At 62.4% G+C, this 14,468-nt stretch carries 15 protein-coding genes; 12 read left to right on the top strand and 3 right to left on the bottom strand.

The window, feature by feature from the left end; all coding sequences use genetic code 11:
• Positions 1–40 precede the first annotated feature (40 nt).
• From JGU72_RS13850 to JGU72_RS13815, 8 genes are read left to right on the top strand one after another with little or no spacing between them, the layout of a single operon-like run.
• A complete protein-coding gene (locus JGU72_RS13850; RefSeq protein WP_307828432.1) occupies positions 41–1,246 on the top strand; it encodes a cytochrome P450 in 1,206 nt (401 codons plus the stop codon).
• Positions 1,246–2,031, top strand: a complete 786-nt coding sequence (locus tag JGU72_RS13845; RefSeq protein ID WP_199684451.1) for an SDR family oxidoreductase — start codon at positions 1,246–1,248, stop codon at positions 2,029–2,031. Before JGU72_RS13850 ends, JGU72_RS13845 begins: the two co-directional genes overlap by 1 nt.
• A complete protein-coding gene (locus JGU72_RS13840) occupies positions 2,028–3,383 on the top strand; it encodes a cytochrome P450 (protein WP_199684450.1) in 1,356 nt (451 codons plus the stop codon). The genes JGU72_RS13845 and JGU72_RS13840 overlap by 4 nt, the downstream gene beginning before the upstream one ends.
• Complete coding sequence (locus tag JGU72_RS13835) at positions 3,380–3,607, top strand: ferredoxin (protein ID WP_199684449.1); 228 nt, start codon at positions 3,380–3,382, stop codon at positions 3,605–3,607. The genes JGU72_RS13840 and JGU72_RS13835 overlap by 4 nt, the downstream gene beginning before the upstream one ends.
• A complete protein-coding gene (locus tag JGU72_RS13830; RefSeq protein WP_199684448.1) occupies positions 3,604–4,155 on the top strand; it encodes a Cif family virulence factor in 552 nt (183 codons plus the stop codon). Before JGU72_RS13835 ends, JGU72_RS13830 begins: the two co-directional genes overlap by 4 nt.
• The gene (locus JGU72_RS13825; protein WP_199684447.1) at positions 4,149–5,387 is read left to right on the top strand and encodes a hypothetical protein; all 1,239 of its coding nucleotides are present in this window, start codon (positions 4,149–4,151) and stop codon (positions 5,385–5,387) included. The genes JGU72_RS13830 and JGU72_RS13825 overlap by 7 nt, the downstream gene beginning before the upstream one ends.
• 27 nt (positions 5,388–5,414) lie before the next feature.
• A complete protein-coding gene (locus tag JGU72_RS13820; protein ID WP_199684446.1) occupies positions 5,415–7,049 on the top strand; it encodes an acyl-CoA synthetase in 1,635 nt (544 codons plus the stop codon).
• On the top strand, positions 7,046–7,912 hold the full coding sequence (locus tag JGU72_RS13815) for a mycofactocin-coupled SDR family oxidoreductase (protein ID WP_199684445.1): 867 nt from the start codon (positions 7,046–7,048) through the stop codon (positions 7,910–7,912). The genes JGU72_RS13820 and JGU72_RS13815 overlap by 4 nt, the downstream gene beginning before the upstream one ends.
• Here JGU72_RS13815 and JGU72_RS13810 read toward each other — a convergent pair.
• The gene (locus JGU72_RS13810; RefSeq protein ID WP_199684444.1) at positions 7,855–8,511 is read right to left on the bottom strand and encodes a TetR/AcrR family transcriptional regulator; all 657 of its coding nucleotides are present in this window, start codon (positions 8,509–8,511) and stop codon (positions 7,855–7,857) included. The two genes, JGU72_RS13815 and JGU72_RS13810, sit on opposite strands and share 58 nt — an antisense overlap.
• A gap of 110 nt (positions 8,512–8,621) precedes the next feature.
• Here JGU72_RS13810 and JGU72_RS13805 point away from each other — a divergent pair, with 110 nt between their 5' ends.
• A complete protein-coding gene (locus JGU72_RS13805) occupies positions 8,622–9,860 on the top strand; it encodes a cytochrome P450 (RefSeq protein WP_199684443.1) in 1,239 nt (412 codons plus the stop codon).
• On the opposite strand, the gene JGU72_RS13800 is transcribed toward JGU72_RS13805, so the two are convergent.
• Positions 9,848–10,294: a MarR family winged helix-turn-helix transcriptional regulator gene (locus JGU72_RS13800; protein ID WP_199684442.1), complete on the bottom strand. Its 447-nt coding sequence runs from the start codon at positions 10,292–10,294 to the stop codon at positions 9,848–9,850. The two genes, JGU72_RS13805 and JGU72_RS13800, sit on opposite strands and share 13 nt — an antisense overlap.
• A gap of 79 nt (positions 10,295–10,373) precedes the next feature.
• On the opposite strand from JGU72_RS13800, the gene JGU72_RS13795 reads away from it, so the two are divergent.
• A complete protein-coding gene (locus tag JGU72_RS13795) occupies positions 10,374–11,087 on the top strand; it encodes a maleylpyruvate isomerase family mycothiol-dependent enzyme (protein ID WP_199684441.1) in 714 nt (237 codons plus the stop codon).
• Here the strand turns inward: JGU72_RS13795 and JGU72_RS13790 are convergent.
• Complete coding sequence (locus JGU72_RS13790) at positions 11,017–11,526, bottom strand: mycothiol transferase (protein ID WP_199684440.1); 510 nt, start codon at positions 11,524–11,526, stop codon at positions 11,017–11,019. The genes JGU72_RS13795 and JGU72_RS13790 overlap by 71 nt on opposite strands.
• Before the next feature lie 42 nt (positions 11,527–11,568).
• On the opposite strand from JGU72_RS13790, the gene JGU72_RS13785 reads away from it, so the two are divergent.
• Positions 11,569–12,909 (top strand): type I glutamate--ammonia ligase, encoded by a 1,341-nt coding sequence (locus tag JGU72_RS13785; protein WP_199684439.1) that lies wholly within the window; start codon positions 11,569–11,571, stop codon positions 12,907–12,909.
• A gap of 56 nt (positions 12,910–12,965) precedes the next feature.
• Complete coding sequence (locus tag JGU72_RS13780) at positions 12,966–14,468, top strand: flavin-containing monooxygenase (RefSeq protein ID WP_199684438.1); 1,503 nt, start codon at positions 12,966–12,968, stop codon at positions 14,466–14,468.

Here is a 14,468-nt window from a genome sequence, read left to right as displayed (position 1 = left end):
TCCAGTTGCATGTGATCAGGACAGAGATGGAGGGCGCTCGGTGACCACCGCGTCGATACAGCCGGTTGTATTCAATCCGTACGACTACGACTTTCACGAGGATCCGTACCCCACCTACAGGCGCCTGCGTGAGGAAGCGCCGATCTACCGCAACGACGAATTGGGGTTCTGGGCGTTGTCGCGGCACGTCGACGTCAGTGCGGCATTCCGTGACGCGAAGCGCCTGTCCAGTGCGAACGGCGTATCGCTCGACCCCGCCGCCTATGGACCGCACGCGCACAAGGTCATGTCGTTCCTTGCAATGGACGATCCCCGGCACCTACGCATGCGGCAACTCGTATCGAAAGGGTTCACCCCTCGTCGAGTCAACGAAATGCGCCCGCGGATAACGGAATTGACCAGGCAACATTTGGAACCTGCTCTCGAGTCGCGAAACTTCGACTGGATCACCGAAGTCGCCGGGAAGCTCCCGATGGACGTGATCTCCGAGTTGATGGGCGTTCCACAAGTCGATCGCGCGGAGTTGCGGCGCCTCGCCGATCTGGTCGTGCATCGCGAGGAAGGCGTGCTCGACGTCCCGATGCCGGCGATGGAAGCGTCGATCAGCCTGTTCACGTACTACGCCGACATGCTCGCGCAGCGCCGCAAGAATCCTGGCACGGATCTCATTTCGGCTTTGCTCGAAGCCGAGATCGACGGCGATCGCCTCAGCGACAACGAGATCATCGGCTTCATGTTCCTGATGGTGGTCGCGGGCAACGAGACAACGACGAAACTGCTTGGCAATGCCCTGTTCTGGGCGGCGCGCAACCCCGGCGAGTATGCGAAGGTCGCAGCGAATCCGGAGCTGGTGCCGGAGTGGGTCGAGGAGACTTTGCGGTACGACACGTCGAGTCAGATCGTGGCTCGCACCGCCGCAGAAGATATCGAGTATCACGGAGAGACCATGCGGGCCGGTGACAAAGTTCTGATCCTGCTCGGTTCCGCCAATCGCGACGATGCGGTTTTCGACGACGGGGACGCGTACACGATCGGTCGTAGCGGCAAAAATGCGCTGATCAGCTTCGGAGCCGGACCGCATTTCTGCCTCGGTGCGCACCTGGCGCGGCTGGAAGCAGTTATCGCGTTGCACGAGTTCGCCTCCCAGGTCCCGGCGTACGGCCTCGAGGACAGCGGAATCGTGCGAGTGCACTCGACCAATGTGCGTGGGTTCGCAAATCTACCGATCGAACTGGAGAGCAACTGATGCCACGTTTCGAGCCGAATCCTGTTCGCAGACACGCCGTTATCAGCGGTGCGTCGTCGGGCATCGGGACAGCCACGGCGATCGCGCTGGCAGAACTCGGGCATCCCGTGACGCTGGGCGCACGGCGCGTCCAGGAATGCGAGACGATCGCCGAGAAGATCCGCGCAAACGGCGGTAGTGCCTTTGCCCACTATCTCGATGTGGCACAGACGGATTCGGTCGACGAGTTCGTCGCTGCCGCGGAGAACGAGTTCGGGCCGATCGAGATCGCCGTGTCCGGAGCCGGTGATCTCGAGTTCGGGCAAGCGCACGCGATGGATCCGGAGCGGTTCCTGGCCCAGGTGCAGGTGCACCTCGTGGGAGCGCATCGCCTCGTGCACAGAATCCTGCCCGGAATGCTGGAACGGCAGCGCGGCGATTTCGTCTTGATCGGTTCTGATTGTGCGGACTCGCCGCGGCCGCGAATGGGTGCGTACAACGCTGCGAAGATGGGCCTCGAAGCAATGGGCCGCCAGATGCGAATGGAGTTGGAGGGCACGGGGGTTCGGTCGTCCATCGTTCGTCCTGGCCCGACACAGACCGCGATGGGCTGGAACGCTCCCCAGGACGATGTGGCAGCCCTGCTCGAGGATTGGGCCAAGTGGGGATTCGCCAGGCACGCGTACTTCCTCCGTGCCTCCGACATCGCCGCAGCAGTTGTCGCTGTGGTTTCGGCACCACGCGGTGCGCATCTCGTACTCGTCGAGGTGCAGCCCGAAGCGCCGCTCCGAAAGGACGCACAATGACGATCGTCAAGCCATCGATGGTGTCGCGCGGTGAGCACGAGCACGGTCACCTCGAAGAACTTCGTACAGATCCGATTGCGCTCATGAAGCGCGTTCGCGCCGAATGTGGTGACGTCGGGACCTTCCGGTTGGCCGACAAGCACGTCGTGTTTCTGTCCGGCGCCGAAGCGAACGAATTCTTCTTCAGGTCCTCGGACGACGAACTCGACCAGGCCGCGGCATATCCGTTCATGACGCCGATCTTCGGTGAGGGGGTGGTGTTCGACACCGACCCGGAACGCCGTAAAGAGATGCTGCACAATGCTGCGTTGCGCGGCGAGCAGATGAAGGGTCATGCCGCCACCATCGAGCACGAAGTGCGCCGGATGGTCGAATCATGGAGCGACGAAGGTGAAATCGATCTACTCGACTTCTTCGCCGAGTTGACCATCTACACGTCGTCGGCGTGCCTGATCGGCAAGAAGTTTCGCGAGCAACTCGACGGCCGGTTCGCGCACCTGTACCACGAACTCGAGCGCGGGACCGATCCGCTGTGCTACGTCGACCCCTATATGGACATCGAGAGCTTCCGGCTGCGCGACGAGGCACGTGTCGGCCTGGTGGCGCTGGTGCAGGAGATCATGGACGGCCGCATCGCCGCCGGACGCCCGGACAAGGCCGACCGCGACATGCTCGACGTCCTGATCACCATCAAGGACGAACACGGCAATCTTCGCTTCTCCGCCAACGAGATCACCGGCATGTTCATCTCGATGATGTTTGCCGGGCACCACACGAGTTCGGGCACGTCCTCGTGGACGCTCATCGAATTGCTGCGGCACCCAGAGATCATGGCTGCGGTCACACAGGAACTCGACGAGCTCTACGCGGACGGCGAAGCCGTGAGTTTCCATGCACTGCGCCAGATTCCGCGGTTGGAGAACGTCATCAAGGAGACGCTGCGGTTACATCCGCCGTTGATCATCCTGATGCGGGTGGCCAAGGACGAGTTCGAGGTTGCCGGCCATCGGATCGATGCGGGGGAGATGGTTGCCGCGTCGCCGGCAATTTCCAACCGCATCGCAGAGGACTTCCCCGACCCGGACAGCTTCGTGCCCGACCGCTACAACAAGCCACGTCAGGAAGACCTGGTCAACCGCTGGACGTGGATCCCGTTCGGTGCGGGCAAGCACCGATGCGTAGGCGCGGCCTTCGCAACTATGCAGATCAAGGCCATCTTCTCGGTTCTGTTGCGGGACTGGGAATTCGAACTCGCCCAATCGCCCGATAGCTACCGCAACGACCACAGCAAGATGGTCGTGCAGCTGCAGCAGCCGTGCAAGGTGAGGTATCGGCGCAGGAGCGGGCGATGAAGGTCGTCGTGGATCTCGATCTGTGTCAGGGGCACGCCATGTGTGAGTTGGAGGCACCCCACGTGTTCGTCGTACCGAAGCGCGGGAAGGTCGAAATCCTCGACGCGACACCGCCGGATGCACTTCTTGCGGACGTCGAAAATGCCGTCCGTTTCTGTCCCACCCAAGCACTGATGATCGTCGACGACGGCGACTCCACGATTTCGAAGGATGAACGAGAATGACCGGATACGACCGCGCGGAGCTCGACGAGATGGTCCAGCGCTGGATCGACGAGAACAAGCGCTGCGAGAAGCTGGGGGATTGGAAGCCGCTCGCGGACATGTACACCGAAGACGCGACATACGGCTGGAATTACGGTCCCACACAAGAATTCATGGCTGTCGGACGCGAAGAGATCCGCGAGCTCGCACTCGGCCAGGAGATGATGGGGCTCGAGGGCTGGGAGTATCCGTACCAGCAGTTCGTGATCGACGAACGCAGCGGCGACGTCATCGGTTTCTGGAAGCAGATGAACGAGCGCACGCGCGAGGACGGCAGTCGCTTCACGGTCGAAGGGATCGGTGGTAGCTGGTTCCGCTACGGCAGCAATTTCCAATGGTCCTGGCAGCGAGACTTTTTCGACTTCGGAAACGTGTCCGCACTGTTTTTCGAGATGATTCAGAAGAACGCGTTGTCCGGCGGAATGCAGAAGCGGATCGAGCGATCGATGTCGGGTAAGCGGTTGCCGGGTTGGTACAAGGTGGGCGAATCTCCGGCGAGTTTGTGGTGAATACCGTTTCGTTCGACCGGCTTTCGCGAGAGGAACTTGCGGTCCTGCTCCCGGAGCTACTGCTGTGCGGCCACCTGATCGACCGGTCGGGCATGGCGCATTCGCTCGGTGCGTTCGGCCGCGAGGGTATGACGCAGGTCGCGATCGAGGAATGGCAGGTAGCGAGCCCCGTCTACACGAGGCGAATGCAGAAAGCGCTGCGGTTCGAGGGTGACAGCGTCGAGACGATCTTCAAGGGCCTGCAGCTCGACATCGGTGCGCCACCGCAATTCATGGATTTCCGTTACCGCATCGACGACCACGACAACGGTGAATTCTGGCTCGACCACTGTGGCGCTCTCATGGATGTCGAGCCGATGGGCCACGACTTCGTCGTGTCCATGTGTCACGACATCGAGGATCCGACATTCGACGCGACTGCACTGGCGACCAACAAATACGCGCAGGTCCGGCCGATTCACCGGCCACCCCGCAGCCCGGCGGGCCGGAAGCCGCACTGCGCCTGGACGGTCAAGATCGATGTAGATCATGTGCCGCCTCCGATCCCGCATAACGCCGACCGTGTCAGCGCCTCGGCCGCCGCGAATGTGGTGCTGCGGTCGATCGATCCGGACGACGATGGAAATCCGGACTACTCGGGTCCGTTGCTCAGTGACATCAGATTCGCGGACTTCTCGAAGTCGGCACTGGTCCGCATGGCCGAGGAAGTTTGTCTGCAGCAGCACCTTCTCACGATCGGCTTCATGCTTGCAGTCCGCGCCCGCGCCGACGAAAAGCAAGCAATGGACATCGGCCGCAAGCAGTTCGCGGGGATCGCCGGACTGACATCCGAACGAATCCGCAAGGCTCTGGGCGTGGGTGACGATCTCGAAGGGTTGGCCGCCGTGCTCGGACTGCACCCCGCCTTCAATCCTGGTGAGTACGTCGCCGTCAGCATCACGACGTCGGACGTGCTCGAGATCCGGATCGATCCGCACTGCGGTGCGTTCATCGACGGTACCTGGCCATCGATGCTTTCCGGTGAGGACCTGGCGCCGCTGAATGCGCTGGTGCGCGGAGTAAACCCGCGGTTCGTGGCGCGCGCGTCCGAGAGCTCCGCGTCGACCTTCGAAATTGCGCTCACCGACAAGGCCTTCCGTGAGGCCGGCGAGGTTGCCATCACCCGGTTCAGCACCGGCGCAGATTTCGTATTCGCCGACCGCGGAATTCCACTGCCCCTCATTGTGATCTGAGTGCCACGAAGCAGAGAGTGAGCCCCCATGGCCAATAACTTCGCCGACCTTTTCGAACACTCGGTGGATGCGATGCCCGACCGTGTGGCACTCATCGCAGGCGGCCGCCAGATCACCTACGACGAACTCGAACGCCGGGCGAATCGGCTTGCGCATCATCTGCTTTCGGCTGGCTTCGGCAAGAACTCGCATATCGGGTTCCATATGCACAACTCGATCGAGACGATGGAAACCCTCATCGCCTGCTACAAGATTCGCGCTGTGCCGGTGAACATCAACTACCGCTACACCCGAGACGAGTTGCGCTATGTGTACGAGAACGCAGATCTCGAAGGGCTCGTCCACCATCGCTGCTATTCCGAACGCATAGCCGAGGTGCTGCCTTCGGTACCGGCGTTGCGCCATTGCATCGTCGTCGAGGACGATCAGGGCGGCGCAGGACAGGCGAGCGAATCCGTGCCGTACGAGGATGCGCTCGCGGCCGGCAGCGATGGGCGAGACTTCGGGCCGCGCACAGCCGACGACCTCTTCATGATGTACACCGGCGGCACGACCGGCCGGCCGAAGGGCGTCATGTGGCGGCAGGAAGACATGTGGCGGGTTCTCGGTGGCGGCATAGATTTCTATACGAACGAGCCTGTGGCCGACGAATATCAGCAGTCACGCGTCGGCGCGGCAGGGGAGCCGACGCGCTGGTTCGCACTGCCGCCGCTGATGCACGCATCGGCGATGATGCCCACGTTCACCGCGTTGTGGTCGGGCAACACCGTCATCTTCGAATCGAAATTCGATCCGGATCGCATCTGGCAGACGGTGCAGCGCCACAGTGCGCAGATCATGATCATCACGGGTGATGCCATGGCGCGCCCGCTGGTCGATTCCTTCCGCAACCAGCCTGTGGACCGCACGAGCTTGTTCGTTATCGCCTCCGGTGCTGCCCTGTTCTCGCAACCGCTCAAGGACAGTCTGCTGGATACCTTCCCGGGGATCATGGTGTCGGATTCGATCGGTTCATCGGAAACAGGTTTCGGTGGTATCGGTTTCGCGCAGAAGGGGAGTGCGCCCAATGCCGGCGCGCAGGTACAGACGGGTCGTGGGGCCGTAGTGGTGGACGACGACGGCCACTCTGTCGGCGTGGGCGAGGAAGGCTGGCTGGCAAAAACCGGTGCCGTTCCCATCGGCTACTACAAGGATCCGGTCAAGTCGGAGAAGCTGTTTCGCACCGTCGACGGCGTACGGATGGTTATCACCGAAGATCGGGCGCGCGTCCACGCGGTCGGTGCGATCACCCTGCTGGGTCGCGGCAATATGGTCGTCAACACGGGCGGTGAAAAGGTGTTCGCGGAAGAGGTGGAGAGCGTCGTCAAGGCGCACGGCGACATCTACGACGTCATCGTCATCGGAGTCTCCGACGAGCGGTGGGGACAGCAGGTGGCGGCGGTCGTCGAACTGGCGGGGCCGGATGCCGACTTCGCGGACCTCGAGCGGCACACCCGCGAACTTCTCGCCGGGTACAAGATCCCGCGCCGGATCTGGGTCGCCGACCACGTGGTCCGCACACCGAGCGGTAAACCGGACTACCGGTGGGCGAGAAAGTTTGCCGGTGCGCAAGCCCCGGCGTGGGAAGTCCAGAAACCCCTGGTGAAGGCGGAAGAATCATGAACCGAGTGAACGGAAAAGTCGCGTTGGTGACCGGTGCGGCGCGCGGCCAGGGACGCAGTCATGCCGTCGCTCTCGCCGACGAGGGCGCAGACATCATCGCGTTCGACATCTGCGAAGACATCGAGACCAACGAGTACCCGTTGGCGACCGAGGCTGATCTCGAGGAAACCAAGACATTGGTGGAGAAGTCGGGGCGGCGGATCATCACCGACAAGGTCGACGTGCGGGATCGGGTCGGGTTGCAGCGTGCGCTCGCGTCCGCGGTGGCCGGGCTCGGCGGACTCGACATCGTCGTCGCCAATGCTGGAATTTGCCCGTTGGGCAACCACATTCCGGTCGCCGGCTTCGTCGACGCGTTCGATGTCGACTTTATCGGCGTCGTGAACACAGTGCATGCCGGCCTGCAATATCTGCGCGCGGGTGCGTCCGTGATCGTGACTGGATCGGTTGCGGGTTTGGTACCGCAGACCGGGTTCAACGGCCAACAAGCACTGCAAGGTCCGGGCGGTGACGGCTACGGACTCGCGAAGAAGATGATCCGTACCTATACGCAGTCGCTGGCTCTCACGATGGGGCCGAGTTCGATTCGGGTCAATGCGATTCACCCGACCAACGTCGATACTGACATGCTCCACAACCGGGGGATGTACAAGACGTTTCGGCCCGACCTGAGCGAGCCGACACGCGAGGACGCCGAGGTCACCTTTCCGTTCATGCAGTCGATGCCCGTCCCGTATGTTGCGCCGGCGGACATCTCCCATGCGGTGGTCTATCTCGCGTCCGACGAGTCGAGGTATGTGACCGGTCAGCAACTCTTCATCGACGCGGGCGCGGGGATGAAACTCGGTCTCGGGTCGGTGTAGCCGGCCATCGATTCGATCGTCGGCAGGATCCATTTGTAGAGGAACGCCCGGAGTTCGTCGGCGGTTCGCTCCGGATCGCCGGGATCGAGGATCAGCGACTGGATAGTCCGGAGCACGATCTCGACGATGTCGTCGATATCGGTATCGGTGAAACCTGCTCCCGCCCAGTCGACGCCGAGCAGCATGATCATCGAGCGTCCGAAGTGGCGGGCCGTGGGCGAGGTGATGCGGACGGCGAACGAACTCGTGTGATGCGTCCGCAGCAGGAGGCCGAGGTAGCGCTCGTGTGGTAGCCGATCGATGACGGTCACGATGCCTTCGATGATTGCCTCGGCTGGATCGGTGATCGATCGCAGCTCGCGGGCCAACGTGGCGAGGAAGGGTTCGGTCGCTTGCAGCGCGGTGGCCGACAGGAGGTCCTCGGTGTTGCGGAAGTAGCGGTAGACGGTCTGCCGGGTGACGCCGAGGTGCCTTGCGACGTCCGCGATCCCGGTCTGCTCACCCTTGCTGTCGATGGTGGCACGGGTGGCCTCGATGATTCGGGAGATGGCCTCGTCATCGTCAGCGGGGACCTGGCCGCCCCACCCATGTGTGCGCATCGTTCGAACATTACTCAGGATTGCCGGCAGATGATGGCCATACGGTAAGTCAAAGATGTATGGTCGAGTTGATGGAACGTGTTCAGCCGTGCGATCGAAAGGTTGTCTCGATGACTGCCAGCTCCCTGTGTCCCTTCGGGGACGGATTCGACTTCACCAGCCCCGATCTGCTCGCGCACGGCATGCCGATCGCCGAGTTCGCCGAGCTGCGGCGAACGGCGCCGGTGTGGTGGAATGCCCAGCCCATAGGCGCGTCCGGATTCACCGATGGTGGGTATTGGGTGATCACCAAACACGAGGACATCAAAGCGATCTCGAAAGACGGCGACCTCTGGTCGACGAACGAGAACGGCGTCGTGATGCGATTCTTCGACGGTATGACCCCGGACCTCATCGAAGTGACGAAGGCCCTGCTCATCAACCACGATGCGCCCGAGCACACAAGGCTGCGCAAGCTGGTTTCGAAGTTGTTCACACCGCGCGGGGTGGCGAGCATGCGGGAAAAGCTGGCGTCCTCGGCTCGCGACATTGTCGCTGCTGCTGCCGACAAGAAGTCGGGCGACTTCGTAGCGGATGTAGCTATGGAGCTACCGCTGCTCGCAATCGCCGACTTGATCGGCGTGCCGGAAGCCGATCGCGACAAGCTGTTTCACTGGACCAACCAGATCATGAACACCGATGATCCCGAGTATGACGACGATCCTGCAGTCGCGAATGCGGAGATTCTCGGGTATGCGTACAAAATGGCCGAGGAGCGCAGAAGATGCCCGGCCGACGATATTGTCACCACCCTGGTCAACGCGGACGTCGACGGTCATTCGCTCGACGAGACCGAGTTCGGGTTCTTCGTCATCCTGCTCGCGGTCGCGGGCAACGAGACAACGCGGAATGCGATTACGCACGGAATCAACGCCTTCATGGATCATCCCGACCAGTGGGAGCTGTACAAGCGTGAACGACCGCTGACCGCGGTCGACGAGATCGTCCGGTGGGCTACGCCCGTCCATTGCTTCCAGCGCACTGCCCGGCGGGATACCGACATCGGCGGCGTTCCGATCCGGAAAGGCCAGCGGGTCGGCCTCTTCTACAGTTCGGCGAACTACGACGAGGAGGCGTTCGACAAGCCTTTCGAGTTCGACATCATGCGTAACCCGAACCCGCACTTGAGCTTCGGCGGAAGTGGAGCGCACTATTGCATCGGCGCGAATCTCGCTCGCATGGAGATCGACCTGATGTTCAACGCGATTGCCGACATCATGCCGGACCTATCGAAGCTGGCCGAGCCAGAGCGGCTGCGGTCAGGGTGGATCAACGGCGTCAAGCGGCTACCGATGAACTACGTTCCCTGAGTCCAGTAGGGATCGGTGATTTCGCGGAGCATTGTGAGCGCTTCGCGCAAGTGTTTCATTCGGCGAACGCCGATGTGGGCGGTCCAGTCTGCTTCGATTCGAGCTTCTTCGGCGCGCGCGACCTCGAGGAGGTCGTTTGCCCGTTCGGTCATCCGAACGAGCCGCGCGCGGCCGTCGGTGGGGTCGGGCGTTCGTTCGGCATAGCCGGCCTTCTCTAGCTGATCGACGAGAAACGTCGCCGTCTGCTTGGCGATCTGGGCCTGCTCGGCGAGCTCGTTGAGTCGCGTTCCGTTCTGGCCTATGCGTGCGCCGAGACGGGCCTGCGCCAAGGTGATATCGGAGAAACCGGCGCGGTGCACGGCCTCCAGAATCCTGTTCTCCGCCGCGCGTTGTGCAATGAACATAAGCAATGCAACGTTGAGTTCTGCGGTCATTTGCACCCTTGTATTAGTCCTGCACTCGAACTAAAATAGTACCAATACCGTACTACTATTCCGGCCAGGGTGGTGCAGAATGACCGACGCGCTAAACGAGCACGATGTTTGGATGGCGATCGACGTACAGCGCACTCGCACTGCCGATATGTTGGCGGATTTGTCCGACGACGAATGGCGCCAACCGTCGTTGTGCGAGGGCTGGACAGTGCGTGACGTTGCGGCGCACCTCACGCTGCAAGAGCTGACGCTGGGGGCTGCGATCGCGATGATCGCGACGACTTTTCGGTATCCCGGCGGTGTCAATCGCATAATCCGCGAATCGTCGCGGCGTCGAGCCGCTTTGCCGACGGACGTGTTGACCGATCAGATACGAGCTACGGTCGGTCATCGGCGGCACAACGTCGGAGTGACTTACCGAGAGACCCTGATCGACAACCTCGTCCACGGGCAGGACATCGCGATTCCGCTCGGGCGGAAGCTCGAGATGCCGACTGCTGCGGCGGCTGTCGCCGCTTCGCGTGTGTGGGCGTACCGCGGTAAGGGTAAGGCGAAGGTGTTCGACAACCTACCGCTCAGCGGGTACCGCTTCACCGCCACCGATACGGAGTGGACTGTCGGCGACGGGCCGGAGCTCACGGGCCCTGTAAGCGCGATCTTGCTCGTGCTCACCGGTCGGCTTGCCGGTCTTCGGCAACTGACAGGAGCGGGGGCGGAGGCGCTTACGTCGACCGTTCCAGCACGCCACGAACGAACGCCGCTTGGCCGGCGTGCTGCAGGTCGTCGGAGATGACGCTGATCAGCCGGACCGCAAGAGTTACCGGGGGATCCCACCGGCGGTCGACGATGCGCTCGAGGTCGGCGTCGGTGAGCGTCTCGACGTACCGGATCGTTTGCTCGTGCACGGCTTCGAGATAGCCCAGCAACAATTCACCCGATGCGACCACTGCTGCAACATCTTCCGAGTCGTGTGCATAACCGGTCGCGCTTGACTCGAACGGCAGGGCAAAGCGGTCGGACCACCCCGCCGACGTCCACACCTGGTCTGTGCCCGCGGCGTCGGCAACGTGGTCGTCCTGCACCCTCGTCAGATGCCAGACCAGCCAAGCGATCGAATTTGCCGAACCGTCGATGCGAAATCCGAGTTGGTCCGGCGAAAGTCCATCGACGGTGCGAACCACGACATCTCGAATACGTTCGAAGCCATCGGTCAGTAGTTGTGCGGAGGTCACTGTTTCGAGGCTACCCCCGAAAAATTGGGTTTCAATTGAGCCATGACAACGTCAGCGCGCGGGATAGTCGACGATCTGATCGGCAGGGGAGTCCACGGCATCGTGCTGTCGTGGGTCGACACCGTCGGCATCAACAGGATCAAAACGGTTCCGGTCGCGAAACTCGAGGCAGCGGCAGCGGAGGGCGTCGGCATGTCGCCCTGCTTCGACACGTTCCTGGCTGACGACTCGTCGACTGTCAGCGAGCATTTGGGCGGTCCCGACGGCGAGGTGCGGCTCGTGCCGGATCTCGACAGCGTCGTTGTGCTTGCGGCGCAGCCTGGTTGGGCGTGGGCCGCGGTCGACCGCAGAACTCTCGATGGCGATCCTTACCCGACGTGCTCGCGCAGCGTCTTGCGCCGAGTCGTCGAGGAAAGTCCGAACCTCGAGGCCCTGGCGGCGATCGAGATCGAGTTCGCGCTCGGTCGTGCTATCGAATCCGACGATTTCGTCCCCGCCTGTCGCGGGCCCGCCTACAGCATGACCCGGCTGATCGAACAGTCCGACTTCTGCGCGGATCTGTTGAATGTACTTGCAGCGCAGAATATCCCCGTCGATCAGCTGCACCCGGAGTATTCCGTCGGCCAGTACGAGGTGTCGGTCGGCGCGCTCGATCCCGTTGCCGCAGCAGATCGCAGTGTTCTCGTGCGGCAGACGATCCGGGCAGTTGCCCAGCGGCACGGTCTGCGCGTGTCCTTCTCGCCGGCAGTGTTCGCCGGCGGCGTCGGAAACGGTGGGCATGTTCACTTGTCGCCGTGGCGCGGCGAATCGAACCTGCTGGCCGGTGGCGATCGGCGTTACGGAATGACTGCCGAGGGCGAAGCCTTCGTGGCGGGCATCCTCGACGCACTACCGGCACTGCTTGCGGTTGCGGCACCGAGTCCGGCCAGTTACCTGCGTCTCCAGCCCTCGCGCTGGGCGGGCGTCTTTGCGTGTTGGGGCTACGAAACACGCGAAGCCGCAGTCCGTTTGGTGAACGGCATGATCGGCACTCGCGATCGGTCGGCGAACGTCGAGATCAAATGCGTCGACCTCGCGGCGAATCCTTATGCGTTGCTCGCCGCAATCCTCGCTGCCGGCGCGCAGGGCGTCGCCATCAATGCGCATTTGCCACCGGAGATCACCGGCGATCCCGCCCGTCTCGTGGACACCGACCAGGCTGTGCCGCGCTTGCCCACCACCCTTGGTGCGGCCATCGACCGATTCGAGGCGTCCGGTCCTCTCCGGGCGGCCCTCGGCGCCGCCGTGTCGGAAGCTCTCGTCGCCGTCGGACGCGCCGAAGCGGCACGGATTGCCGGGTGGACAGACGACGAGATTGCCGACGCGTACAGATGGGTCTTCTGAGAGCGAAATCGTCCCGCACCCTTGCGTTGACGTAGAAATGACATACCGTTCGACATATGACGTCGACGTCGAGCACGCCAGATTTCGAGATCGTCATCATCGGTGCCGGGTTCGGGGGACTGGGCATCGCGATGGCGTTGCGCCGAGCGGGCATGTCGGGTTTCGTGATCTTCGAACGTGCCGACGACATCGGCGGGACCTGGCGGGCGAACCACTATCCGGATGTGGCAACCGACGTGCCCGGGATCAGCTATCAGTTCTCGTACGAGAAGAATCCGAACTGGTCGCGGGTCTTTCCCAAGGGTGCGGAGGTCAAACAGTACGTTGAGTACTGCGCCGAGAAATACGACCTCCGCCGGCAGATCCGCCTGAACACCGAAGTAATGGCACGAACGTGGGACGAAGAGAATCGCTACTGGAAACTCGATCTCGCGGACGGCACGACGACTACAGCGCGCTTCGTCATCGCTGCGCTCGGCGCGTTCGTCGAACCGAAGCTTCCCGCCATCCGTGGATTGAACACGTTTTCTCGCAAAGTAATTCAGACGCAGGCCTGGGATCACGACTACGACCTCACCGGCAAACGCGTCGGTGTTATCGGAACCGGTGCGACATCGGTGCAGATGATTCCCCAGGTCGCCAAGGCAGCCGGGCACCTGTCGGTATTCCAACGGCGTGCGATCTGGGTCTTTCCAAAACCTGACCTCACAATCGCTCCCGCCGTCCAATCCGCGCTGCGCCGGGTCCCGGGGTTGCTCAGCCTCACGTACCGTGCGGTCTCGGCAGTGTTCGGGATCGGGATCTACGGCGTGACGGTGAAGGGGGCGCAGTTGCCGTTTCTTTCGACCGTTCCGATGACGGTCGGTCGCGCCTATCTGCGGTCGCAAGTTCCGGACGCACAGTTGCGTGAGAAGCTCACGCCGGATTACGGGTTCGGTTGCAAGCGCCCGAGCGTCTCGAATATCTACTACAAGACTTTCACCGAACCGCACGTGGAACTTGTCACCGAGCGGATCGAGGAGATCACGCAGACTGGCATCGTGACTGCTGACGGTCGTGAGCACGAGCTCGATGTGCTGGTGCTGGCAACCGGCTTCGAGACGTCGACAACGCCGGACGTCTACCGGAAGCGGCCGGTTACCGGACGGGACGGGTTCGACCTCGCGGAGTTCTATCAGGACAGCCCGCTGCAGGCGTACGAGGGTGTGAGCCTGCCACAGCTTCCGAATGCATTCTCGATCTTCGGTCCGTACTCGTGGAGCGGGGGATCCTGGCACGAGATGGTCGAGACGCAATCGGTCCACATCGTCAGGGTGCTGAAGGAAGCGGCCCGTCGCGGGGCGAATCTTGTTGCGGTGCGGCCGGAGGCAAACGAGCGCTTCTTTCAGTTCATTCGCGGGCGGTCACGCAACACCCTGATCGGGTCCCCGACCTGTGCAACGTCGAACACGTACTACCTCGACCATCACGGCGACTTCTCGCTACTGCGGCCGACTACGCCCGCGCAGGCACGCCGGGCTGCCGAGACCTTTTCGCTCGACGATTACGAGTACTGCTGA

Origin of the sequence: Antrihabitans auranticaus (genome assembly GCF_016481275.1) — a bacterium.
Taxonomy (GTDB): Bacteria; Actinomycetota; Actinomycetes; order Mycobacteriales; family Mycobacteriaceae; genus Antrihabitans.
The sequence above is the reverse complement of the archived record's forward strand: the minus strand, read 5'-3'. Positions and strand labels throughout refer to the sequence as shown.

What these genes read in the sequence shown, in the direction of transcription:
- JGU72_RS13785 (WP_199684439.1), top strand. Translation starts at nt 11,569, where the DNA reads ATGACAACGTCAGCGCGCGGGATAGTCGACGATCTGATCGGCAGGGGA.
- JGU72_RS13820 (WP_199684446.1), top strand. Translation starts at nt 5,415, where the DNA reads ATGGCCAATAACTTCGCCGACCTTTTCGAACACTCGGTGGATGCGATG.
- JGU72_RS13780 (WP_199684438.1), top strand. Translation starts at nt 12,966, where the DNA reads ATGACGTCGACGTCGAGCACGCCAGATTTCGAGATCGTCATCATCGGT.
- JGU72_RS13805 (WP_199684443.1), top strand. Translation starts at nt 8,622, where the DNA reads ATGACTGCCAGCTCCCTGTGTCCCTTCGGGGACGGATTCGACTTCACC.
- JGU72_RS13810 (WP_199684444.1), bottom strand. Translation starts at nt 8,511, where the DNA reads ATGCGCACACATGGGTGGGGCGGCCAGGTCCCCGCTGACGATGACGAG.
- JGU72_RS13830 (WP_199684448.1), top strand. Translation starts at nt 3,604, where the DNA reads ATGACCGGATACGACCGCGCGGAGCTCGACGAGATGGTCCAGCGCTGG.
- JGU72_RS13845 (WP_199684451.1), top strand. Translation starts at nt 1,246, where the DNA reads ATGCCACGTTTCGAGCCGAATCCTGTTCGCAGACACGCCGTTATCAGC.
- JGU72_RS13840 (WP_199684450.1), top strand. Translation starts at nt 2,028, where the DNA reads ATGACGATCGTCAAGCCATCGATGGTGTCGCGCGGTGAGCACGAGCAC.
- JGU72_RS13800 (WP_199684442.1), bottom strand. Translation starts at nt 10,294, where the DNA reads ATGACCGCAGAACTCAACGTTGCATTGCTTATGTTCATTGCACAACGC.
- JGU72_RS13835 (WP_199684449.1), top strand. Translation starts at nt 3,380, where the DNA reads ATGAAGGTCGTCGTGGATCTCGATCTGTGTCAGGGGCACGCCATGTGT.
- JGU72_RS13815 (WP_199684445.1), top strand. Translation starts at nt 7,046, where the DNA reads ATGAACCGAGTGAACGGAAAAGTCGCGTTGGTGACCGGTGCGGCGCGC.
- JGU72_RS13795 (WP_199684441.1), top strand. Translation starts at nt 10,374, where the DNA reads ATGACCGACGCGCTAAACGAGCACGATGTTTGGATGGCGATCGACGTA.